Raw genomic sequence first — 21,722 nt, forward strand, 5'->3', positions numbered from 1 at the left:
GGCGGGCAGGGCGGTGGGGAGGCGAGGCGCTGGTCCGCGAACAGGACGGACGCGGTCCGCCGCTCACGGGCCGCGCCCCGCCCCGCGAGCGGTGTCGGCCCGTCCTGCGAGGGGTGTGTCGCCCCGCCGTGCGAGCGTGGCGGTCGGCCTGCCTCGCGCACGGTGTCGGCCCGCCTAGCGCAGGGCGTCGGCCCGTGAGCGGTGTCGGATCAGCCCACGAAGCGGCCGTAGGCCCTCAGGGTGCGCAGGGCCTCGATGGTCACCAGGGGGCGCGCCTCCAGTGCCGGGGCCGGAGCCCACCGGCGCCACCGGATCGGCCAGCCGCCGTCCTCCTGCTGCTCGGCGGCCAGGTGATCCAGCGAGCGCGACATCTCCTCGTCGGTGAACCACGCGCGCGCCAGCGAGTCGGGACGGCGGGCGAAGTCGTGCGGGAAGTGGTGCTCGCCCGGAGCGTAGCCGGGGGCGACCGGGAACGCGTCGAGCCGGTCCGGGTCCAGCACCGCGAGCCGCTGCTCCCGCACCAGGCGGCCCAGCCGGTCGGCGGCGGCCTCCGCGCGCGGGCGGTCGGGAGCGGAGTCCAGGAAGGCCACGGCGGCCTGCACCTCGTAGGGGTGGGACTTGTCCAGGGACTCCACCGCCTGCCAGCAGAAGTCGGTGGCCCGGAACAGCCAGGCGTGCCAGACCTCGTTGCGGTGCAGCAGCCCGACCACCGGGCCGGTGGCGAGCAGCTCGCTCGGCGGGTCGTCGACGACCGGGACGAACGGCGCCGTCGGATACCCGCGCTGGCTGGGGTGGACCGCCGGCAGCGCGCCGTCCGGGGTGGAGACGGAGGTCAGATAGCGGCACACGCGCTCCACCCGCTGCCCGCCGCAGCGCTCGACGGCGTCCAGCACACGCAGCGCGTGCGCGGTGTGCAGGGGCTGGCTGACCGGTCCGCGCAGATCGGGCTCCAGCGCGTGCCCGTACCCGCCGTCGTCGTTGCGGTAGGCGTCCAGTGCCGCTTCCACCGCGTCCGGGCTGCCGTGCAGGAAGTGGTACGCGAAGAGATGCTGCTCCAGCACGCGTGCGGTGAGCCACACGAACTGTTCGGCGCGGAAGAGCGGAGAACGCGCCGGGGGCGTGGTGGGGAGTGGAGAAGCTCCTGATTCGGCCATGCGTCAGACCGTAGGACGGAAAGCGGTCTCGGCAGGCGCTCCCGGGCAGGGCCCACCCCCAGGGGCGGGATACTGGAGTCATGCGGTTGACGGTCTTCTGGCAGCGGATGGCGGAACACTTCGGTCCGGGGTACGCCGACACCTTCGCGCGCGACCACGTCATGTCGGAACTGGGTGGACGCACGGTGAACGAGGCGCTCGACGCCGGCTGGGCGGCCAAGGACGTGTGGCAGGTGGTCTGCGCGGTCATGGACGTGCCGCGCGAGAAGCGTTGAGACGCCGGCCGAAATGCCGGGCTTGCCGGAGAAGAACGTGACAGTACGGCACTGATCTGTCACGAAGATCGCTGGCGGGCGCCGGTTGTCGGTGGCGTGGGCGAGACTGGGCGCGTGGCACCCACTGACGAGCACCCCCTGGCACCCCCCGCCGAGGACGGCGAGCCGTCCCCCCGGCAGGCAGCACCGGCCGCCGCGCCTCCGCCCGGCCGCCCCCCGGTCTCCGACGCCGTCGTCCCCGACGGCCGGATGCCGCGCTGGCTGCCGCGTGCCATGGTGCTCGCGCTCGCGCTGATCGCCGCGTTCCAGCTGGGCAGCTGGGCCTTCCACCAGCTGACCAGTCTCTTGATCAACATATTGATCGCGTTCTTCCTGGCCCTGGCGATCGAGCCCGCGGTGAGCCGGATGGCGGCCCGTGGCATGCGCAGGGGGCTCGCCACCTTCCTGGTCTTCCTCGGCCTGACCGTCCTCGCCGCCGGGTTCGTCACCTTGCTCGGGTCGATGCTGGCCGGCCAGATCATCAAGATGATCGAGGGATTCCCGGACTACCTCGACTCGCTCATCAACTGGATCAACCAGACCTTCCACACGGAACTCAGACGGGTGGACATCCAGGAGGGCCTGCTCCACTCGGACTGGTTGCGCCGCTACGCGCAGACCAGCGCGGCCGGGGTCCTCGACGTGTCCGCCCAGGTGCTGGGCGGGCTCTTCCAGCTGCTGACGGTCGCGCTGTTCTCGTTCTACTTCGCGGCGGACGGCCCCCGGCTGCGCCGTGCCCTGTGCTCGGTGCTGCCGCCCGCGCGCCAGGCCGAGGTGCTGCGCGCGTGGGAGATCGCCGTCGACAAGACGGGCGGCTATCTGTACTCGCGCGGCCTCATGGCGCTCGTCTCCGGGATAGCGCACTACATCCTGCTCGAGTCCCTCGGAGTGCCGTACGCGCCGGTGCTCGGCGTCTGGGTGGGCCTGGTCTCGCAGTTCATCCCCACCATCGGCACGTACCTCGCGGGTGCGCTGCCGATGCTGATCGCGTTCACCGTCAACCCCTGGTACGCGGTCTGGGTGCTGATCTTCGTCGTGATCTACCAGCAGTTCGAGAACTACATGCTCCAGCCCAAGCTGACCGCCAAGACGGTCGACATCCACCCGGCGGTCGCCTTCGGCTCGGTCGTCGCGGGCACCGCGCTGCTGGGCGCGGTCGGCGCGCTGATCGCCATCCCGGCGGTGGCCACCCTGCAGGCGTTCCTGGGGGCGTACGTGAAGCGGTACGACGTCACGGACGACCCGCGGGTGCACGGGCACCGCGGCAGGAACCCGGTCGGTCCCGGAACGCTCACGCGTGTGCGGCGGCTCTGGGCCCGCCGCCCGGGCGGGCGGCAGCGGCCGTAGCCGGGCTGCTCCGCCGCCCGGCACGGGCCGGTGTCAGAGGTGGTCGAAGAAGCGGGTCCACCAGGTCGCGTGGTCCTCTGCGGCGAGCCAGGTTTCGCCGTCGTACCGCCGGCGGAGCAGCCGTTGCGGGACCAGGCGGTAGCCGAGGCCGGACAGGGCGGCCGTGATCCGGACGCGGTCCGCCGCGGAGAGCGCACCCTCGCGCACGGCGTCGTCCAGGTCGTCGTGGCTGTCCGGCGCCGGTGTGGTGACCGCCGCCAGGTCGCCGTAGTTGCTCAGCCGCACGGCGAGGAGCAGCCCGGCCCCGGGCGCCTCGGCCGGGACGTCCACGCGGAAGGAGAAACTGGCGTCCTGGATGCCCTCGTCGAGGCTGCAGGGCCTGCCGAAGTCCCGGGTCAGCCGGTCCCGCAGGGCGGTCGCCCCGAACCGGGCCGCGGAGCGGTCGAAGCCGTCGGGGTGCTCCAGGTGGTGCGGTCCGGGCAGCCGGTCCAGTGCGTGGAGCAGGGCGCGCGTCCTGTCGTCGTCGTTCATCTCCGCCCCACCTTACGGAAGCCGTCCTGCGCCGCCGGCTCGTGCGGGTCCTCCCCCGGGATTCGCCGGACCCCCGCCTGACGGGCGGTCTACCGTACGGACAGCCGCACCCTGCCGCGGTCACCTGAGGAGGGATCCTGTGTCATCGCCCTGCGACCCCCGGTACGCCCCCGCCGGCGATGTGAGTGCCGCGCTCATGATGATCGACTCTCGGCTCAAAGCCGTCTACGACGGCAAGACCGGGACCGATGCCGAGCAGCAGCAGTTGATCGACCAGTACACCGCGTCCCTGGGCCCCGGGGGAGCCGATGACCTGCTGGACGGCGCGTGCACCCTCATCTACATGTACATGACGTGGCTGCGGATGGCGTACGAGGACCACGACAGGGACGTCATCGAGAGCGTGGTGCCCCACCTCGTGGCCTCGATGCGCATGATGCCCAAGAGCGTCCGTCCGGAGGCCATCCCCACCATGGCCGGCCTGGTCGTCGCGGCGGGCACCGGCCTGAGCCCCAGCCTGTGGCGGCGCCAGTACGGAGACTGGACCAAGGACGAGATGAACCCCCTGGAAGCCACCGCCTTCCTGCTCGCGGAGCACATCAACCGGATCACCGACGACCGCGACTTCGCCACCCGCCTGATCAGCAAGGCGCTGAACAGCGCGGACCAGGACTGACACGGAAGCCTGCCGTGCCGTGATCGCCGGACGGGCCGGGTCGCCCTCGCCGTCGGCACCGAACGCGTGTCCCGGTGACAGCGGGCCCGGGGCGGCGGCACCGCAGCCCGGACCCGCGTGAGGCGTGTCCGGGCTGCGCGGTCCGGCGGTGTCCTGACCGCCGGCGGTCAGGCGGAAAGGGCCTGGTGCAGGGCGTCGAGGCCGTCCGCGTATATCCCGGCGAACAGCTCCTCGGCCTCGGTGTCGCTGACACCGTCGGGGGTGAAGCGCCCGGACCACTGCACCTCGGCGACGTCGTCCCGGCCGTCGACCGGGTGGACGCGCAGGGTGGAGAGGTAGCCGGTGACGGGGAACGGGGCTTCGAGGATGGCGTAGGTGTAGTGGCGCTCGGCTTCGTTGAAGGCGACCAGGCGCTCGACGATGACGTCGCCGTCCGGGTTGGCCAGCTTGCGCACGCGGCCGCCTTCGAGCGCGGTGCTCTCGGGGATGTAGGGAAGCCAGTCGGGCAGGGAGTCGAAGCCGCCGATGAGGTCCCACACCTTCTGCGGCGAGGCGGGCACGGTGCGGGAGACGGACGTGGAAGCCATGGGTGTTTCTCCTGGGGATGGTGCTGTCAGGCGTGGTCGGGGAGCGGGGCGGCCGGGCTGACCAGGCCGGCGGCCCGCAGGTCGGTCCAGAAGGCGGCCGGGATGCGCTCGGCCAGCGCGGCGGTGTCCTCGGCGATGCGGCTCGGGCGGGTGGCGCCGGGGATGACGGCGGCGGCCGCCGGGTGGGCCAGGGAGAACTGCAGGGCGGCGGCCTTGATGCTCACGCCGTGCTGGTCGGTGAGGGCCTTGAGCTTCCCGACGCGCTCGATGATCTCCGGCGGTGCCTGCTGGTACTCGAAGTGGGTGCCGCCGGCGAGGATGCCGGAGCTGTAGGGGCCGCCGACGACCATGTCGACGCCCTGTTCCTGGGCCATGGGCAGCAGCCGCCCGAGGGCGTGGTCGTGGTCCAGGAGCGTGTAGCGCCCGGCGAGGAGGAAGCCGTCGGGGCGGGGCTCGTCCAGGGCGAGGGTCAGCTCGATGGGCTCGGTGCGGTTGACGCCCAGGCCCCAGGCCTTGATGACGCCCTCGTCACGCAGCCGGGACAGGACGCGGAAGGCGCCGGTGCGGGCCTCCTCGAACTTGCTCAGCCACAGATCCCCGTGGAAGTCCTGGGCGATGTCGTGGACCCAGACGATGTCGAGGCGGTCGGTGCCCAGGCGCTTGAGGCTGTCCTCGAGGGAGCGCTCGGTGGCCTCGGCGGTCCACTCGTGGACGATCTTGTTGGGGTTGCCGTGCTCGAACAGTCCGCCCTTCTCGCCGAAGTCGGGGGTGGCGGTCTCGTGCTCGTCGAGGATGACCCGCCCGACCTTGGTGGACAGGACGTAGGAGTCGCGGGGCTTGGCGGAGAGCACCTCGCCGAGCCGCGACTCGGCGAGACCGGCGCCGTAGAAGGGAGCCGTGTCGAAGTAGCGGATGCCCTGGTCCCAGGCGGCCTCGACGGTGGCACGGGCCTCGTCGTCGGGGATCGCGCGGAACATGTTGCCGAGCGGGGCGGTACCGAAGCCGAGCCGCCCGGGGAGAAGGGACTTGATGCCCATGGAAAAGATCCTTGTCTCGATGGCGATACGCGGCATTGAGGAGGTTTCTCCTGGTCCGCGCCTCTTGCTCCATCGAGGTTAGGATCGAGGGGTGAGACTGTCCAAGACTTGCTTGGACATACTTGAGTCCCCTGAGGTCTGACATGCTTGACTTGCGACAACTTCGCTATTTCGTGACCGTGGCCGAAGAGGAGCACGTGGGGCGGGCCGCCGAACGCCTGCACATCTCGCAGTCCCCGCTCAGCCGGCAGATCGCCCAGCTCGAGAAGAACCTGGGCCTGACGCTCTTCGAGCGCAGCCAGCAGCGCATCCGGCTCACCTCCGACGGCCGTGTCTTCCTCGCCGAGGCCACGGCCCTGTTGCGGCATGCGGACCGCCTGGAGAACCTGGGCCGCCGCCTCGGCCGTGGCGACGAGGGCGGCCTGTGCATCGGCTACGTGGACGACGCCATGCACACCGGTCTGCTGCCGCGGGCCCTGCGCACCCTGAACGAGGAGCGCCCCGGCATCCATGTCGCCCTCTACGACCTCACCGCCGCCCAGCAGTTCGAGGGCCTGCGCCAGCGCAGCCTGGACATCGCCCTCGTCCCCGAAGCCCCGCCCGAAGAGGATCCCGACCTGCGCAGCACGCTGCTGCTCAAGGACCCGCTGCTGCTGGCGATGCCCAGTGGCCACCCGCTCGCCGGCGCGGCCGAGATCCGGCCCGGGGATCTCGACGGCCGGCCGTGGGTCGCCGTCGAGGACAACCGCGACCACGTCTGGCGGGACGACTTCGTCGCTGCGTGCGCCGCCGCCGGATTCACGCCCGACATCCGCTTCGAGGCCCCGGAGCCCCTCACCGCCCTGGGTCTCGTGGCCTCCGGACTCGGCAGCGCCTTCGTGCAGAAGAGCATGCTGCACGGCCGTCTGTCGGGTGTGACCGTCCGTGAGCTGCCCTGGTTCCAGCGATCCGTCCCCCTCTGGGCCGCGTGGCACCGGACCGATCTGCGCCCGGTCGTCGCCGCGTTCCGTACGACGGTCCTGGCCGCCGGAGCCGAGGAGGCCGGAGCCCGGTGACCGGCTTGACACAAAAATCGAACATCCATTCTCATGAGGGCTCAGGCGAGGCTCAGGCTGGGGACTTTCTCCCGATTCGCGGGTATATGTCCCTCGGTTATCCACAGGCTGGACCTGCGTCGGGGCGCATTGTCAGTGGCAGGCGTTAGCGTCTTTGACGTGAAGCGATCGACTCAAGCAAACCGGGTGGAACCCATGGCAGGAACCGACCGCGAGAAGGCGCTCGACGCCGCGCTCGCGCAGATTGAACGGCAATTCGGCAAGGGCGCGGTCATGCGCATGGGCGAGCGGTCGAAGGAGCCCATCGAGGTCATCCCGACCGGGTCGACCGCGCTCGACGTCGCCCTCGGCGTCGGTGGCCTGCCGCGCGGCCGTGTCGTCGAGGTGTACGGCCCGGAGTCCTCCGGTAAGACCACGCTGACCCTGCACGCCGTGGCCAACGCCCAGAAGGCGGGCGGCACCGTCGCCTTCGTGGACGCCGAGCACGCCCTCGACCCCGAGTACGCCAAGAAGCTGGGCGTCGACATCGACCAGCTGATCCTCTCCCAGCCGGACAACGGCGAGCAGGCGCTGGAGATCGTGGACATGCTGGTCCGCTCCGGCGCCCTGGACCTGATCGTCATCGACTCCGTGGCCGCGCTCGTCCCGCGCGCGGAGATCGAGGGTGAGATGGGCGACAGCCACGTGGGTCTGCAGGCCCGTCTGATGAGCCAGGCGCTGCGGAAGATCACCGGTGCGCTCAACCAGTCCAAGACCACCGCGATCTTCATCAACCAGCTGCGCGAGAAGGTCGGCGTGATGTTCGGCTCGCCGGAGACCACCACCGGTGGCCGCGCGCTGAAGTTCTACGCCTCGGTGCGCCTCGACATCCGCCGCATCGAGACCCTGAAGGACGGCACGGAGGCGGTCGGCAACCGCACCCGCGTCAAGGTCGTCAAGAACAAGGTCGCGCCGCCCTTCAAGCAGGCCGAGTTCGACATCCTCTACGGCCAGGGCATCAGCCGCGAGGGCGGCCTGATCGACATGGGCGTGGAGCACGGCTTCGTCCGCAAGGCCGGCGCCTGGTACACGTACGAGGGCGACCAGCTCGGCCAGGGCAAGGAGAACGCGCGCAACTTCCTCAAGGACAACCCCGACCTGGCCAACGAGATCGAGAAGAAGATCAAGGAGAAGCTGGGCGTGGGGGTCCGGCCGGAGGAGCCCGCCGCCGAGCCGGGCGCCGACGCGGCGGTCACCGCCGCCGCCGACGACGCGGCCAAGTCGGTGCCCGCCCCGGCAGCCGCCAAGGCCACCAAGCCCAAGGCCGCCGCTGCCAAGAGCTGACCCGTGACACGACGAACCGACTGGGCCGAGTACGAGTACGCCACCCCCGGTGCCCCACGGGGGAGGGGCACCGGAGGCTACCCGGACTCCGTCCCGGACGGTGCCGACGAACACCGGGGCGACGGGTACGACGGGTACGACCGGTACGACGGGCAGGACGAGCACCGCGAGCGGGACGAGCACGGCGGACTCGACCCGTATCGCGGAACCGGCGGGCACGGAGGTGACGGCGACGCGGGCGGCGAGCCGTACGGGGGCGGTTCGCCCGGCGGCCGTGCCTCCCGGGGGCCCGGCGGCGCCCGGGGCGGTGGCCAAGGGCGCGGCCGGCGGCGGCGCGGCTTCGGGGACGCGCCCGGTGAGGACGAAGGCGCCCCTCCCTCGGCGAGGGACGAGCGGGGGGAGTCTTCAGGGGACCCGGCTGAGCGGGCCCGGGCGATCTGCCTGCGCCTGCTCACCGGGACCCCGCGCACCCGCAAGCAGCTCGCGGACGCCCTGCGCAAGCGGGAGATCCCCGAGGACGTCGCCGACGAGGTGCTGGACCGGTTCGAAGAGGTCGGGCTCATCGACGACGGCGCCTTCGCGGACGCCTGGGTGGAATCCCGGCACCACGGCCGGGGCCTCGCCCGCCGCGCCCTCGCCCGGGAACTGCGCACCAAGGGAGTCGACTCCGCGCTGATCGAGGACGCCGTCGCGCAGCTCGACCCCGAGCAGGAGGAGGCGACCGCCCGGGAACTCGTCGCCCGCAAGCTGCGCGCCACCCGCGGCCTCGACCGCGACAAGCGACTCCGCCGGCTCGCGGGCATGCTCGCCCGCAAGGGCTACTCCGAGGGCATGGCCCTCCGTGTCGTCCGCCAGGCCCTGGAGGAGGAGGGCGAGGACACGGAGTTCCTCGGGGACGGGGACTTCTGACAGCGGGCCTTGGCCCGGGGGCGGGGCCGACCCTCGGCGCGGACGGCTGGGGTCAACTCCCGACGTGGACGGGCAGGGTGACCCCGGTGGACAGGCGGGGGACTCCCGCCGCAAGACGTCGGGCCCCCGTAGTTGCCCTCCCGGACACCCAGTCAGGTCACGGCGTTCGGGGTGCGCCGGCCAAGGGGGCGGAACCCGAGTGGGTGCGCCGGGCACGCCCCCATGGCTCAGGACGTCACCGGCACCACCGGCAGCCCCTCCGCGCGCCACGCCTGGAAGCCGCCCACCAGGTCCGTCGCCCGGTGCAGGCCCAGTTGGTGGAGGGAGGCGGCGGCGAGGCTGGAGGCGTAGCCCTCGTTGCAGATCACCACGACACGCAGGTCGTGGCCGGTGGCCTCGGGGAGGCGGTGGCTGCCCTGGGGATCGAGACGCCACTCCAGTTCGTTGCGCTCGACCACGACGGCGCCGGGGATGACTCCGTCCCGCTCGCGCAGGGCCGCGTACCGGATGTCGACCAGCAGCGCGTCACCGGACCGTGCCGCCCGGTGCGCCTCGCGTGCCTCGATGCGCTGGTATCCCGCCCGGACGCGCTCCAGCAACTCGTCGATGCCGAGCGGTCGTTCCACCGGAACGCCGGCCTCGCCGGGGGCTCCGGTTCCGTCGACCCCGGCGGCCCCGCTGGCCCCGCCGGTCACGTCACGCACCGCCGCCCGCTCGCTCGTCGCGCTCACTGCCAGTCCTCCGGGCGTTCGACCTGCTCCAGGCGCAGCACCTGGCCGGTGCGACTGTAACGGCGGATCCGGGGCAGCGGCGGGTAGTAGGCGTGGACGGAGATCGCGTGTCGGTCGCGGGACTCGTTGAGCACCTCGTGCACATGGTGGCGGCCGAAGGCGCGGCCCTGTCCGGCGGACAGCCGGCGTACGCGGTCCACGCCCTCGGTGAGTTCCAGGGTCTTCCAGCCGTCGGTGGGCAGCCGCGCGGCGAGGGAGTGCTCGGTGAGATGACCCGAGGCGGTGAGGAAGACGCCGACCGAGTCGGCGTGGTCGTGCCAGCCGGTGCCGGTGCCGGGCGGCCAGCCGATCAGCCACGCCTCGCTGCCGCCGGGGCCGGCCAGCCGTAGCCAGGTGCGGCCCTCCGGATCGAGCGGCAGGGAGGCGATCAGCTCGGCGTCGGCCGCCGTTCGGTGGGCGAAGTCGAGAAGGTCCGCCTGGGTGGGCGCCGAGCCGGCGGCCGGGGACGCGGACGAGGGCAGGGAAGGAGAAGGGACAGACACGTGCACCGTCCTGAGGAGCGTTCGCGGAAACGGGCGCACGGCGGCGCCCGGAAGGAGAAGGGGGAGCGAAGTCAGCAGGACGGGCGACACACGCAGCCCGCGTAGCGGACGAGGTCCATATGGACCCTCCGCCACAGGCGCACATAGGTGTCGGTCACGATCCGGAGTACAGCATGCCGCCGAACTCCGGTCAACCGAGTGTCACTCCCTGGACGGAGGGGGTGGAGGCACGGGGACGGCGCACGCCGGCCGCCTTCGGGGAGCAGGCTCGGCGCGGGGGGGGCGTCGCCTCCGAGGGGATGAGGTCAGCGCGGCCGGAGTCGCCTGCGGGGCACTGGGTTGGCTCACGCGGAGTCGCCTGCGGGGCACTGGGTTGGCTCACGCGGAGTCGCCTGCGGGGCACTGGGTTGGCACAGGCGGAGTCGCCTGCGGGGCACTGGGTCGGCACACGCGGAGTCGCCTGCGAGGCATGGGGTCGGCGCGGGCGGGAGCCGCCGCCGCAGGGTGCGTTCCGCGCATGCTCGGGCAGAGTCCGGGGCGTGGGATCAGGGCGCGCCGCAGCACAGATCGGGGGCGTGCCGGAGCAGAGTTCCGGGTGTGCGGCCAGCGTGTGTCGGATTGGAGCCCGTGCTGTGCACCCGGTGCGTGTGGGAGTCGTCCCGGGTCCAGCGTCGGCGTTGTGGGAGTCGCGGGTGCGCGGTGTGCGTTCCGTGCGGGTCGGCCTCCGTTCCCGAGGGCGCGGTCAGCGTGTGCCGGATCGGAGCCCGTGCTGTGTACCCGGTGCGTGTGGGAGTCGTCCCGGGTGCAGCGTCGGCGTCGTGGGAGTCGCGGGTGCGCGGTGTCCGTTCCGTGCGGGTCGGCCTCCGTTCCCGAGGGCGTGGTCAGCGTGTGCCGGATCGGAGCCCGTGCTGTGCACCCGGTGCGTGTGGGAGTCGTCCCGGGTGCACCGTCGGCGCCGTGGGAGTCGCGGGTGCGCGGTGTGCGTTCCGTGCGGGTCGGCCTCCGTTCCCGAGGGCGCGGTCAGCGTGCGCCGGATCCTGCCTGTGCCGCCGCTCCCTGCTTCTCCTCCTGTCCCTCCACCCCCTCATCGCCCCGCCCCTTGTGCCCCTTCTCGTCTTCCTCCTGTTGCTCCGCCCGCATCGCGCCGCCCAGTGCAGCCTCGGCCGCCGCGTACAGGTCGGCCGGGCGGACGCCGCTGAGCGCGGTGACCAGGTGGCCGTCGGGGCGTACGAGCAGCACGCTGTGCGCCGGCGCGCCCGGGTAGCTCTCGGCGACCAGCAGTTCCGCGGGGTGCGGCAGCGCGGTCACGGCCGCCGCGAGCCGGGGCATCACGCCGGCGGACATCCAGTGCTTGCGCTCCCAGACACCCGTACCGGGCGCGATGAGCACGACGAGCAGGGCCCCGCGGCCCAGCCGGTCGCGCAGCCGGACGAAGGAACCGTCCTCCGCCGTGACCCGGACGTCGGTGACCGGCGACCCGGGCGGGGTGTCGACGGGGATGGCCGCCTCCAGGTCACGGGGCGTGAGCGGCGAGGTGCCGTACGTCCCGGGCGCGCCCAGCGGACCGCGGCCCAGGTGACCGTCGGTGAGCAGCGCGTCGTGGCTCCGGGCCGCGCCGGGGACGATCTGGCGCAGCCCGCCCCCGCCGCGCAGCACCGGCAGCGCCTGGTCGGCGGCGCGCAGCCGGGCGGCGATCACCGCGCGCCGCTCGGTCTGGTAGCTGTCCAGCAGGGCCTCGTGCGGGCCGTGGTGCCAGGCCGCGGCCAGCTTCCAGGCGAGGTTGTCGGCGTCCCGGAGCCCTTCGTCGAGCCCCTGGGTGCCGAGCGCGCCGAGCAGATGCGCCGCGTCCCCGGCGAGGAAGACGCGGCCGGCGCGCCAGCGGCGGGCCAGCCGGTGGTGCACCGTGTGGACACCGGTGTCGAGCAGGTCGTACGCCGGTGAGGGGCCGTCCGACCAGCCCGTGAGGGTCTCGCGGATCCGGGACAGCAGCATCTCGGGCGTGACCAGGTCCTTGCCCGGCGGCAACAGCCAGTCCAGGCGCCACACGCCGTCCGGGAGGGGGCGGGCGGTCACCTCCCCGGCCGAGGGCCCGGACGACCGCCACGGCGGCATCCGATGGAGCAACGCCCGGCCCTCCCACGGAAGTTCCGCGCGCAGCGCGGCGACCGCGTGCCGCTCCACCGCCGTCCGGCCCGGGAAACGGATGTCCTGGAGCTTGCGCACGGTCGAACGGGGGCCGTCGCAGCCGACCAGGTAACTGCCGCGCCACCAGGTGCCCTTGGGGCCGCGGGTGTGCGCGGTGACGCCGGAACGCTCCTGCTCGATCGCGTCGACGCGGCTGTCCACGGCCACCTTCACCAGCGGCTCCCGCGCGATGGCCGCGCGCAGGAACCCGGTGAGGAAGTGCTGTGCGATGTGCAGCGGGGCCGGCTCGGCCGCGTCGAAGGCGATCTCGCTCAGCACCTGCCTGCGCCGCACGGACCGCCAGCCCGCCCAGCGCATGCCGTGCTCACCGAGTGCGACTCCGGTCAGCCGCTCCAGCAGGGCGGCCGTCTCCTCGCGCAGGACGACGCTGCGGGCCGGGCGGGGTTCGTCCTTGCCGGGGCCCTCGTCCAGGACGACGGTCGGCACCTCCTGCCGGGCCAGGGCCAACGCGAGCGTGAGTCCGACGGGCCCCGCTCCGACGACGATCACCGGGTCCATGACGCGGCGCCCCCTGCCCGTGACGATGCCCTGACGGAGACAAGTGAACAGGAAGGTGGAGCGGGGTGCACGATCACAGAACGTATGCAACCCATTGGCGGAGTTTGCGTCAAGCGACCGGAGGCAGTGGCGATCACGCCACTGCCTCCGGGTGGTGCATTCGGGTCTGACCGGGCGTCAGGCCGCGGTTCCGGTTCCCGCGGCGCCGCCGATGTCCGTGGTGTCCTGGACGCCGAGCACCGCGCCGGTCGACTTCTTGCGCCGCCGCAGCCGGCCTTCGAGCCAGCTCGCGAACGAGGTCAGCGAGAAGTTGATGACGATGTAGATGACGGCCACCACCGTGAACGACGCGATGGTGTTGGCGCCGTAGTAGCCGCTCATCGTGCTCGCCGAGGCGAGCAGCTCGGGGAAGGTGAGGACGGCGCCGCCGAGCGCGGTGTCCTTCACGATGACCACCAGCTGGCTGACGATCGCCGGGAGCATCGCGGTGACCGCCTGCGGCAGCAGGATGAGCCGCATCACCTGGTTCTTGCGCATGCCGATCGCCAGGGCCGCCTCGGACTGGCCCTTCGGCAGGGCGAGGATGCCCGCGCGGACGATCTCGGCGAGGACCGACGCGTTGTACAGCACCAGGCCGGTGACGACCGCGTAGAGCGGGCGGTCGTCCGAGCTGACGTCGGTGTACTGGGCGTAGAGCGCCAGCCCGAAGATCATCAGCACCAGGACGGGGATCGCGCGGAAGAACTCCACGACGATCGCCGCCGGCACCCGCACCCACACGTGGTCCGAGAGCCGCGCGATGCCGAGGACGGCACCCAGCGGCAGGGCGATGATCATCGCCAGGGCCGCCGCCTTGAGGGTGTTCTCCAGGCCCGGCCATATGTACGTCGTGTACGCCTCGGTGCCGCCGCCGAGGTATGGCTTCCACAGCGCCCAGTCCAGCTGGTTCTTCTCGTCGAGCGCCGAGTACACCCACCAGACGAGTGCCGCCAGCGCGACGACGAAGAGCGCCGTGTAGAGGATGTTGCGCTGCTTGGCGCGCGGCCCCTGGGCGTCGTACAGGACCGACTTGCTCATCGCTTCACCGCCACCTTCTTGCCCACCCAGCCGAGGATCAGGCCGGTCGGCAGGGTCAGGCAGCAGAAGCCGAACGCGATGATCGCGGAGATCAGCAGCAGCTGCGCTTCCTTCTCGACCATGTCCTTCATCAGCAGCGCCGCCTCGGCGACGCCGATCGCGGCCGCCACCGTCGTGTTCTTCGTCAGTGCGATCAGGACGTTGGTCAGCGGGCCGACGGCCGCGCGGAAGGCCTGCGGCAGCACGACCAGGAACAGCACCTGGGTGAAGCTCAGGCCGATGGCCCGCGCGGCCTCCGCCTGGCCGACGGGCACGGTGTTGATGCCGGACCGGATCGCCTCGCACACGAAGGCCGACGTGTAGACGATCAGCCCGAGCACCGCCAGCCGGAAGTTGGCCGTGTCCACGTCGTCGCCGGCGCCGAGGCTGATGCTCAGCGTCGAGTACAGACCGAGCGAGGAGAACAGGATGATCACCGTGAGCGGGATGTTCCGCACGATGTTCACGTAGGCGGTGCCGAAACCGCGCATCAGCGGCACCGGGCCCACCCGCATGGCGGCCAGCAGGGTGCCCCAGATCAGGGAGCCCACGGCGGACAGCAGCGTCAGCTGCACCGTTGTCCAGAAGGCGCCCAGTACGTCGTAACCTTCAAGAAAGTCGAACACGATCTCCCGCGCTTCCGCGTGTAGGGATGCCCGGATGCGCCACCCTCAGGGGCGGCGCATCCGCAGGGCGTTGCCTCAGCTCTTGATCTCGCCGATCTTCGGGGCGGGCTCGTTCTTGTAGCCGGCCGGACCGAAGTTCTTGTCCACGGCCTTCTGCCAGGAACCGTCGGCGACCATCTCCTCCAGGGCCTTGTTGATCTTGGCCTTGAGGTCGCTGCCCTTCTTGAGGCCAATGCCGTAGTTCTCGTTCGTCATCTTCAGGCCGCCGAGCTTGAACTTGCCCTTGAACTGCGACTGGGCGGCGTAGCCGGCGAGGATCGAGTCGTCCGTGGTGAGGGCGTCGATGTTCTTGTTCTGCAGACCGGTCAGGCAGGCGGAGTACGTCGGGTACTTCTGGAGCTGCGCCTTGGGGGCCAGCTTGTCCTTGACGTTCTGCGCCGAGGTCGAGCCGGTGACCGAACACAGCTTCGCGTTGTTGAGGTCCTTCGCCGACTTGATGGAGGTGTCGTCCTTGCGGACCAGCACGTCCTGGTGGGCGAGCAGGTACGGGCCGGCGAAGTCGACCAGCTTCTGCCGCTCCGGCGTGATCGAGTAGGTGGCGGCGATGAAGTCGACGTCGCCGCGCTGCAGCATGGTCTCGCGGTCGGCGCTCTTCGACTCCTTCCACTCGATCTGGTCGGCGCTGTAGCCGAGCTTCTTGGCGACGTAGGTGGCCACGTCGACGTCGAAGCCGGAGTAGCCCTGCGGGGTCTTCTGGCCGAGGCCCGGCTGGTCGAACTTGATGCCGATGGCGATCTTCTTGCCGCCGGACGAGCCGCCGTCGTCCTTCTTGTCGCCGCCGCACGCGGTGGCGGTCACGGAGAGGGCGAGGAGGACGGCCGAGGCGGCGGTGACCTTGCGGAGCTTCATGGTGAACATCCTTCTGAGTGGTGAGGAACGAGTCCCTGAGACCGCCGCTACGCGGTGCGTCGGCGGTGGGGCGCGGCCGGGGCGGGCGCCGTCAGTGGTGCAGGATCTTGGACAGGAAGTCCTTGGCCCGGTCGCTGCGCGGGTTGCTGAAGAACTGCTCGGGCGCGGCCTGTTCGACGATCCGGCCGTCCGCCATGAAGACCACACGGTTCGCGGCCGACCGCGCGAAGCCCATCTCGTGGGTGACCACGATCATCGTCATGCCCTCACGCGCGAGCTGCTGCATGACCTCCAGGACCTCGTTGATCATCTCGGGGTCGAGTGCGGAGGTGGGCTCGTCGAAGAGCATGACCTTCGGGCCCATCGCCAGCGCCCGTGCGATCGCGACCCGCTGCTGCTGGCCGCCGGACAGCTGGGCGGGGTACTTGTCGGCCTGGGTGCCCACACCGACCCGGTCCAGCAGGGCCCGGGCCTTCTCCTCGGCCTGCTTCTTGTCCGCCTTGCGGACCTTGACCTGGCCCAGCATCACGTTCTCGAGCACGGTCTTGTGCGCGAAGAGGTTGAACGACTGGAACACCATCCCGACGTCCGCCCGCAGCCGGGCCAGCTCGCGGCCCTCGTGCGGCAGGGGCTTGCCGTCGATCGTGATCGTGCCCGAGTCGATCGTCTCCAGGCGGTTGATGGTGCGGCACAGGGTCGACTTTCCGGACCCGGAGGGCCCGATGACCACGACGACCTCGCCGCGGGCGATCGTCAGGTCGATGTCCTGGAGCACGTGCAACGCGCCGAAGTGCTTGTTGACGCTCTTCAGGACGACCAGTTCGTCGGACGTGGCCGCATCCTCCTTGGCCACCGTTACTTTGGTCATCGCTCTCAGGCTCCGTCCTCCTCGGGTTTCCGAGGACAGTAATGAGGGGCTGTGACCTGCGTCATCACATCTGAGGGAGATCTGAGCATCACGATCCGATAGCAATCGGACACATGTCGTAGCACTTGCCGCCTGTGCGCATATCGGCCGGGTAACGGAAGCGACCGGCAACCCGAAGCCTCTTGACGTCGTCCTTGTTCATCGGCGTCACTGCCATGGTGCACGCGGGCGTACGCGTGATCTACAAGACCGATGAGAACCGAGACCGTACGATCGTTGAACCGGAGGGGGCCGGGATGAGACTGCTCCTCGTCGAGGACGACAACCACGTCGCCGCGGCCCTGTCGGCCGTCCTCGCGCGGCACGGATTCCAGGTCACCCATGCGCGCAGCGGCGAGGAGGCCCTCCAGGCGCTCGTCCCCGAGGGCGCCGGCTTCGGCGTCGTCCTGCTCGACCTCGGCCTGCCCGACCAGGACGGCTACGAGGTCTGCGGCAAGATACGCAAGCGCACCAGCACCCCGGTGATCATGGTCACCGCGCGCTCCGACGTGCGCTCCCGCATCCACGGGCTCAACCTGGGCGCCGACGACTACGTCGTGAAGCCCTACGACACCGGGGAGCTGCTCGCCCGGATCCACGCCGTCAGCCGGCGCACCGCCCACGAGGACCCCGCGACCGGCGGCGAGAGCGCCCTCCACCTCGGCTCCGTCCGGATCGAACTGCCCACCCGCCAGGTGAGCGTGGACGGTTCGGTGGTCCAACTGACCCGCAAGGAGTTCGACCTGCTCGCCCTGCTCGCCCAGCGGCCCGGGGTGGTCTTCCGCCGGGAGCAGATCATCAGCGAGGTCTGGCGCACCAGCTGGGAGGGGACCGGCCGCACCCTGGAGGTGCACGTCGCCTCCCTGCGCGCCAAACTGCGCATGCCCGCGCTGATCGAGACCGTACGCGGCGTCGGCTACCGGCTCGTCGCCCCGGCCGCCTAGCGGGCAGACGGGTGCGCACACGCCTTCTCCCGCTGCTCATCGTCCTGCTGGCGGCCGTCCTGCTCGCGCTCGGGATCCCGCTCGCCGTCAGCCTGGCCGCCGCCCAGCAGCAGCAGGTCGTCGTCGACCGGATCGACGACACGGCGCGCTTCGCCGCGCTCGCCCAGTTCGTCACCGACGCGCCCGGCGGCTCCCGCCGCACCAGCACGGACGAGCGCCGGGAGAGTCTGCGCAGCGAGCTGGAGAGCTACTACGGCGTCTACGGCATCCGCGCGGGCGTCTTCTACCGCAACGGCTCCGCCATGGCCAACGCGCCCGACCACTGGCTCGTACCGCAGACCGGGGAGGTGCGCAGCGCGTTCGCCGAGGCGCTGCTCAGCCGGCGCAGCCACGACCCGCGGCAGGTGTGGCCCTGGCAGCGCAGCCGGCTCGTGGTCGCGTCGCCGGTGATCCGGGACGGGGACGTCGTCGCGGTCGTGGTCACCGACTCGCCCACCGGGCAGCTGCGGTCCCGGATCCTGCGCGGCTGGCTGTTCATCGGGGCCGGTGAGATCGCGGCGATGCTGCTCGCGGTCGGCGCCGCGCTCCGGCTGACCGGCTGGGTGCTCAAACCGGTACGGGTGCTGGACGCCACCACCCACGACATCGCCACCGGACGGCTGAAGTCCCGGGTCGCGGTCGCCGGCGGGCCGCCGGAACTCAGACGGCTGGCCCGTTCGTTCAACGAGATGGCGGACAACGTCGAGGCCGTGCTGGAGCAGCAGCGCGCCTTCGTCGCCGACGCCTCGCACCAGCTGCGCAACCCGCTCGCGGCGCTGCTGCTGCGCATCGAACTGCTCGCCCTCGAACTCCCGGAGGACAACGAGGAGATCGCCTCGGTCCGCACCGAGGGCAAGCGTCTGGCGCACGTCCTGGACGACCTGCTCGACCTGGCGCTGGCCGAGCACGCCGAGGCCGACCTCCGGCTGACCGACATCGGCGCGCTGGCCGAGGAGCGGGTGGCCGCGTGGGCACCGGCCGCCCGGACCAAGGGCGTCCGGCTGACCGGCGACTGTCCGCCCACCACCGCCTGGGCCGACCCGATCGCCCTGTCCAGCGCCCTGGACGCGGTGATCGACAACGCGGTCAAGTTCACCCCGGAGGGCGGCACGGTCGAGATCGCCGTGGCCGTGGACGGCGACACCACGACGGTCGTCGTCACCGACACCGGCCCCGGCCTCACCGACGAGGAACTGGAGCGCGTGGGCGATCGTTTCTGGCGCAGCGGCCGGCACCAGAACGTGAAGGGCTCGGGCCTGGGCCTGTCCATCACCCGCGCCCTCCTCGCGGCGGGCGGCGGCTCGATCGACTACGCCCACCACGAGCCCCAGGGGCTCCGGGTCACGGTCAGACTGCCGAGGCAGGCGGAAGCCGCCGGGGCCGCCACGGGCGCCGTGCCGTAGGAGGCGCGGGTGCGCCTGCCGGGACTCCTGGCGGGTTGCTCGACACCGAACGCCGGTTCGTGAGCGCCGTGTCGCACCCTGACCGCGTACAGTCAGCGAGGTTCGACAGGGGAGGGAACCCGCACGTGCTCCACCACACCGCCCACCGCGCCGCCAGCGCGCTGCTGTGCGCCGCCACCACGGTGATCGCCACCGGCTGCAGCCCGGCCGGAACCGCGACCGGTGCCGAGGGCACCGCGTCGGCGACCGGGGCGAAGCACCGCTTCGACACCATGACGCCCGAGGAGATCGACCGTCAGGCCCGGGAAGCCCTCAAGAACACGACGAGCATGCGCTTCACCGGCAGGGCCAGCAGCGACGGCCGACAGGTGGAGGTCGACCTGGCCATGGACGTCCACGGCTCCTGCAACGGCACGGTGGGCAACTCCCTGGGCACCCTGCGCATCATCAAGAAGGGCTCCCTCGTCCACGTCAGGGCCGGGGAGGACTTCTGGCGGGCCACCTTCAGCCGCGGGATGACAGCCGAACAGGCCGAGGAGAAGGTCGCCCTCTTCAAGGGCCGCTGGATCAAGCCCCCCAGAATGATGTCCCAGACTCTCGGGCGCATATGTGATGGTTTCAACGTCCTGGTCGGGGGACTGGGCCCCGCCTCCGACGGAAACTCCACCCGCGAAGCCGATGCCACCGTGGGCGGCCGGCCGGTCGCCGTGCTCGCCGAACGGACCGCGACCGAGACCACGACCGTCTACATCGCCAAGGAGGGCAAGCCCTACCCCCTGAGGGGCACGGTCGTCGGCGGCACGGCGCCCATGGACCTCACGTTCTCCGACCACGACGAGCCCGTCGACACCACCCCGCCGCCGCCCGGCCGGATCCTCGACCCCACCAAGCTCCGCTGAGCCCCCGCCACCGGCCGGTTCCGGTCCGGGGACGCCGGGGGCGCGGCACGGCCTGCTACGGCTTCACCGACCGGTAATAGCGCCGGGCGCCCTCCTGGAGGGGGAGGGGGTCGGTGTAGATGGCGGTGCGGAGGTCGACCAGTTGGGCGGAGTGGACGTGGGCGCCGATGCCGTCGCGGCTCTTGATCACCGTACGGGTCACCCACTCGGTCAGCCGGGGATCGACGTCCGTCCGGGTCATCAGCAGGTTGGACACGGCGATCGTCGGCACCTGCACGCCCTGCTGCACCTTCGGGTAGGCGGACTCGGGGATGTTGGTGGCGCGGTAGTAGCGCGCGCCCCCGCCCTGGTCGTGCAGCCGGGCGACGAGGTCGTCGTCGATCGGCACGAACCGGAAGGCACGCTGCTGCGCCAGCGCGGCCAGCCCCTTGGTGGGCAGCCCGCCGGACCAGAAGAAGGCGTCGATCTTTCCCTCGCGCAGCCGCGCGGGCCCGGTGTCGATGCCGTCGGCCACCGGCGTGATGTCCTCGCGCGGGTCGATACCGGCGGCCCGCAGCACCCGTTCGGCTATCAGCCGCACCCCGGAGTCGGGCAGCCCGGTCGCCACCCGCTTGTGCCGCAGATCGGCGACGGTCCGGACGTCCGAGTCACGGGGCACGACGAGATGCACGTAGTCGTCGTAGAGCCGGGCCACGCCGCGCAGCCGCCCGGCACCGCTGCCGTGCCGCTGCTCGTACGTCGCGACCGCGTCGGCCGCCGCGATGGTGAAGTCGGCCTGCCGGGTCGCCACCCGCTGGACGTTCTCCTGGGAACCGGCGCTGTTGAGCAGCTTCACCTTCAGGCCGGGCATGTCCTTGCCCAGCTCGGTGCGCAGCCGCTCGCCGTACTCCTGGTAGACCCCGCGGGGCGTACCGGTGCTGAAGACGATCGTCCCGCTCGGCGGCTTCTCGCCCAAGGGCAGCAGCCACCACAGCAGCAGCGCGAGGGCGACGACACCGACGGCCGCGCCCTGGAGCGCTCGGCGCCTGCCGAGCCGGGGGAACACCTTGGACATGCGGCGATCCTGCCAGGCGACGCGCTCCGCTGACCAGGGCCGAGGTCACTCCCGGGACCGGCGGGCGGGCAGCGCGGGGCCCGCCCGGCCCGACCGGCGTTGTCCGTGGCGGCCGTTAGAGTCGCCGTATGAGCACTTCGCCCGCCCGCCTCGTCCGTGAGTTCCACCACGCCTTCGGCCTCGACGCCCGCAGCACGCCGACGGAGGTGGACCCGCGGCTGGCCGCCCACCGCGGCGAACTGCTCGCCGAGGAGGCCGCGGAGGTCGCCGAGGTCGCCGTGGACGGACCGCTGGACCGGCTCGCGCACGAGCTGGCCGACGTGGTGTACGTCGCCTACGGCACGGCCCTGGTGCACGGCATCGACCTCGACGAGGTGATCGCCGAGATCCACCGCGCCAACATGAGCAAGATCGGCCCGGACGGGAAGGTCGCCCGCCGGGAGGACGGCAAGGTGCTCAAGGGCGAGCACTACCGGGCGCCGGACGTCTCGGCCGTACTGCGCCGCCAGGGCTGGATACCCGGCGGCGCGGCCTGACCCCCGCGCGGGCCTACGAGGAGGGCGGGCTGCCCGCCAGCTTCCATTCGCGGTGCAGGGCGCCCAGCGGGATGCTCCGCCGGACGACCGGGGTGCCGAAGACCGACAGCTGGAGGCGCAGGGTGCCGGACAGGTCCACGCCGCCGTGGACGGCCCAGGTGCCCGCCGCCTTCGGTCCGCTGCCGTCGGAGGCGGCGGTGAGCGTGCCGGAGGCCTCTCCGCGCAGGTACGGGGCCAGGTCGGCGGTGACGCCGACGGCGCCGTAGAGGCCGACCGTGGCCTCGGCGCCGAGTGCCGTCTTCACGGTCCCGTCGGCGGTGACGGAGGCGCGTACGGGGGTGCCGGTCATGTGCGCGGAGCTGACCGGCACCCCCGTACGC

Annotated in this window: 23 protein-coding genes and 1 pseudogene; 10 read left to right on the plus strand and 14 right to left on the minus strand. The window is 71.8% G+C overall.

Annotated features, from left to right (window positions below; genetic code table 11):
* Positions 1-209 precede the first annotated feature (209 nt).
* Positions 210-1,154: a hypothetical protein gene (locus CCN44_RS06265; RefSeq protein ID WP_202430329.1), complete on the minus strand. Its 945-nt coding sequence runs from the start codon at positions 1,152-1,154 to the stop codon at positions 210-212.
* Between the two features lie 80 nt (positions 1,155-1,234).
* Between CCN44_RS06265 and CCN44_RS06270 the strand changes: the two genes are divergently transcribed.
* Together CCN44_RS06270 and CCN44_RS06275 are read left to right on the plus strand one after the other, a co-directional pair.
* Positions 1,235-1,429 (plus strand): DUF3046 domain-containing protein, encoded by a 195-nt coding sequence (locus CCN44_RS06270; RefSeq protein WP_059252955.1) that lies wholly within the window; start codon positions 1,235-1,237, stop codon positions 1,427-1,429.
* Positions 1,430-1,678: 249 nt separating this feature from the next.
* Positions 1,679-2,815 carry an AI-2E family transporter gene (locus tag CCN44_RS06275; protein ID WP_189397399.1) on the plus strand — a complete coding sequence of 379 codons (1,137 nt, stop codon included), beginning with the start codon at positions 1,679-1,681 and terminating at the stop codon, positions 2,813-2,815.
* A 33-nt stretch (positions 2,816-2,848) separates the two neighbouring features.
* Here the strand turns inward: CCN44_RS06275 and CCN44_RS06280 are convergent, their stop codons facing one another.
* The gene (locus tag CCN44_RS06280; RefSeq protein ID WP_086697083.1) at positions 2,849-3,346 is read right to left on the minus strand and encodes a hypothetical protein; all 498 of its coding nucleotides are present in this window, start codon (positions 3,344-3,346) and stop codon (positions 2,849-2,851) included.
* Between the two features lie 139 nt (positions 3,347-3,485).
* Here CCN44_RS06280 and CCN44_RS06285 point away from each other — a divergent pair, with 139 nt between their 5' ends.
* Positions 3,486-4,022, plus strand: coding sequence for a hypothetical protein (locus CCN44_RS06285; RefSeq protein WP_059252957.1), 537 nt, complete (start codon positions 3,486-3,488; stop codon positions 4,020-4,022).
* A gap of 167 nt (positions 4,023-4,189) precedes the next feature.
* Here the strand turns inward: CCN44_RS06285 and CCN44_RS06290 are convergent, their stop codons facing one another.
* A complete protein-coding gene (locus tag CCN44_RS06290; protein ID WP_059252958.1) occupies positions 4,190-4,609 on the minus strand; it encodes an SRPBCC family protein in 420 nt (139 codons plus the stop codon).
* 26 nt (positions 4,610-4,635) lie between these two features.
* Positions 4,636-5,646: an aldo/keto reductase gene (locus CCN44_RS06295; protein ID WP_059252959.1), complete on the minus strand. Its 1,011-nt coding sequence runs from the start codon at positions 5,644-5,646 to the stop codon at positions 4,636-4,638.
* A gap of 143 nt (positions 5,647-5,789) precedes the next feature.
* Here CCN44_RS06295 and CCN44_RS06300 point away from each other — a divergent pair, with 143 nt between their 5' ends.
* The 3 genes from CCN44_RS06300 (at position 5,790) to recX (ending at position 8,933) form a co-directional block, all read left to right on the plus strand.
* The gene (locus CCN44_RS06300; protein WP_059252960.1) at positions 5,790-6,701 is read left to right on the plus strand and encodes a LysR substrate-binding domain-containing protein; all 912 of its coding nucleotides are present in this window, start codon (positions 5,790-5,792) and stop codon (positions 6,699-6,701) included.
* Positions 6,702-6,896: 195 nt separating this feature from the next.
* Positions 6,897-8,024 carry a recombinase RecA gene (gene recA / locus CCN44_RS06305; protein ID WP_059252961.1) on the plus strand — a complete coding sequence of 376 codons (1,128 nt, stop codon included), beginning with the start codon at positions 6,897-6,899 and terminating at the stop codon, positions 8,022-8,024.
* A gap of 3 nt (positions 8,025-8,027) precedes the next feature.
* Positions 8,028-8,933, plus strand: a complete 906-nt coding sequence (gene recX / locus CCN44_RS06310) for a recombination regulator RecX (RefSeq protein ID WP_086697084.1) — start codon at positions 8,028-8,030, stop codon at positions 8,931-8,933.
* Between the two features lie 227 nt (positions 8,934-9,160).
* Here the strand turns inward: recX and CCN44_RS06315 are convergent, their stop codons facing one another.
* The 8 genes from CCN44_RS06315 to CCN44_RS06345 form a co-directional block, all read right to left on the minus strand.
* Positions 9,161-9,559: a rhodanese-like domain-containing protein gene (locus CCN44_RS06315; RefSeq protein ID WP_059255272.1), complete on the minus strand. Its 399-nt coding sequence runs from the start codon at positions 9,557-9,559 to the stop codon at positions 9,161-9,163.
* Positions 9,560-9,660: 101 nt separating this feature from the next.
* Positions 9,661-10,206: a cupin domain-containing protein gene (locus tag CCN44_RS06320; protein ID WP_086697085.1), complete on the minus strand. Its 546-nt coding sequence runs from the start codon at positions 10,204-10,206 to the stop codon at positions 9,661-9,663.
* Positions 10,207-10,277: 71 nt separating this feature from the next.
* The gene (locus CCN44_RS47760) at positions 10,278-10,325 is read right to left on the minus strand and encodes a hypothetical protein (RefSeq protein ID WP_309506048.1); all 48 of its coding nucleotides are present in this window, start codon (positions 10,323-10,325) and stop codon (positions 10,278-10,280) included.
* Positions 10,326-11,226: 901 nt separating this feature from the next.
* Positions 11,227-12,909, minus strand: coding sequence for an FAD-dependent monooxygenase (locus CCN44_RS06325; protein WP_086697086.1), 1,683 nt, complete (start codon positions 12,907-12,909; stop codon positions 11,227-11,229).
* A gap of 177 nt (positions 12,910-13,086) precedes the next feature.
* A complete protein-coding gene (locus CCN44_RS06330; protein WP_059252965.1) occupies positions 13,087-13,986 on the minus strand; it encodes an amino acid ABC transporter permease in 900 nt (299 codons plus the stop codon).
* The gene (locus tag CCN44_RS06335) at positions 13,983-14,651 is read right to left on the minus strand and encodes an amino acid ABC transporter permease (protein WP_059252966.1); all 669 of its coding nucleotides are present in this window, start codon (positions 14,649-14,651) and stop codon (positions 13,983-13,985) included. The genes CCN44_RS06330 and CCN44_RS06335 overlap by 4 nt, the downstream gene beginning before the upstream one ends.
* 75 nt (positions 14,652-14,726) lie before the next feature.
* Positions 14,727-15,560, minus strand: coding sequence for a glutamate ABC transporter substrate-binding protein (locus CCN44_RS06340; RefSeq protein WP_059252967.1), 834 nt, complete (start codon positions 15,558-15,560; stop codon positions 14,727-14,729).
* Between the two features lie 91 nt (positions 15,561-15,651).
* Positions 15,652-16,428, minus strand: a complete 777-nt coding sequence (locus CCN44_RS06345; protein ID WP_059252968.1) for an amino acid ABC transporter ATP-binding protein — start codon at positions 16,426-16,428, stop codon at positions 15,652-15,654.
* Between the two features lie 296 nt (positions 16,429-16,724).
* Here CCN44_RS06345 and CCN44_RS06350 point away from each other — a divergent pair, with 296 nt between their 5' ends.
* The 3 genes from CCN44_RS06350 to CCN44_RS06360 all read left to right on the plus strand — a co-directional run bounded on the left by CCN44_RS06350 (position 16,725) and on the right by CCN44_RS06360 (position 19,752).
* The gene (locus CCN44_RS06350; protein ID WP_059255273.1) at positions 16,725-17,411 is read left to right on the plus strand and encodes a response regulator transcription factor; all 687 of its coding nucleotides are present in this window, start codon (positions 16,725-16,727) and stop codon (positions 17,409-17,411) included.
* 11 nt (positions 17,412-17,422) lie between these two features.
* Positions 17,423-18,853: a sensor histidine kinase gene (locus tag CCN44_RS06355; RefSeq protein ID WP_059252969.1), complete on the plus strand. Its 1,431-nt coding sequence runs from the start codon at positions 17,423-17,425 to the stop codon at positions 18,851-18,853.
* Positions 18,854-18,978: 125 nt separating this feature from the next.
* On the plus strand, positions 18,979-19,752 hold the full coding sequence (locus tag CCN44_RS06360; protein ID WP_059252970.1) for a hypothetical protein: 774 nt from the start codon (positions 18,979-18,981) through the stop codon (positions 19,750-19,752).
* 55 nt (positions 19,753-19,807) lie between these two features.
* On the opposite strand, the gene CCN44_RS06365 is transcribed toward CCN44_RS06360, so the two are convergent.
* Positions 19,808-20,806: a TAXI family TRAP transporter solute-binding subunit gene (locus CCN44_RS06365; protein ID WP_086697087.1), complete on the minus strand. Its 999-nt coding sequence runs from the start codon at positions 20,804-20,806 to the stop codon at positions 19,808-19,810.
* Positions 20,807-20,934: 128 nt separating this feature from the next.
* Here CCN44_RS06365 and CCN44_RS06370 point away from each other — a divergent pair, with 128 nt between their 5' ends.
* Positions 20,935-21,342, plus strand: coding sequence for a pyrophosphohydrolase domain-containing protein (locus tag CCN44_RS06370; protein ID WP_059252972.1), 408 nt, complete (start codon positions 20,935-20,937; stop codon positions 21,340-21,342).
* A 13-nt stretch (positions 21,343-21,355) separates the two neighbouring features.
* Here the strand turns inward: CCN44_RS06370 and CCN44_RS06375 are convergent.
* Positions 21,356-21,722 (minus strand): annotated as a pseudogene (locus CCN44_RS06375) (hypothetical protein); the annotation flags it as partial.

It is taken from the genome of Streptomyces tricolor (assembly GCF_002155905.1).
In the GTDB taxonomy this organism is placed as follows: domain Bacteria; phylum Actinomycetota; class Actinomycetes; order Streptomycetales; family Streptomycetaceae; genus Streptomyces; species Streptomyces tricolor.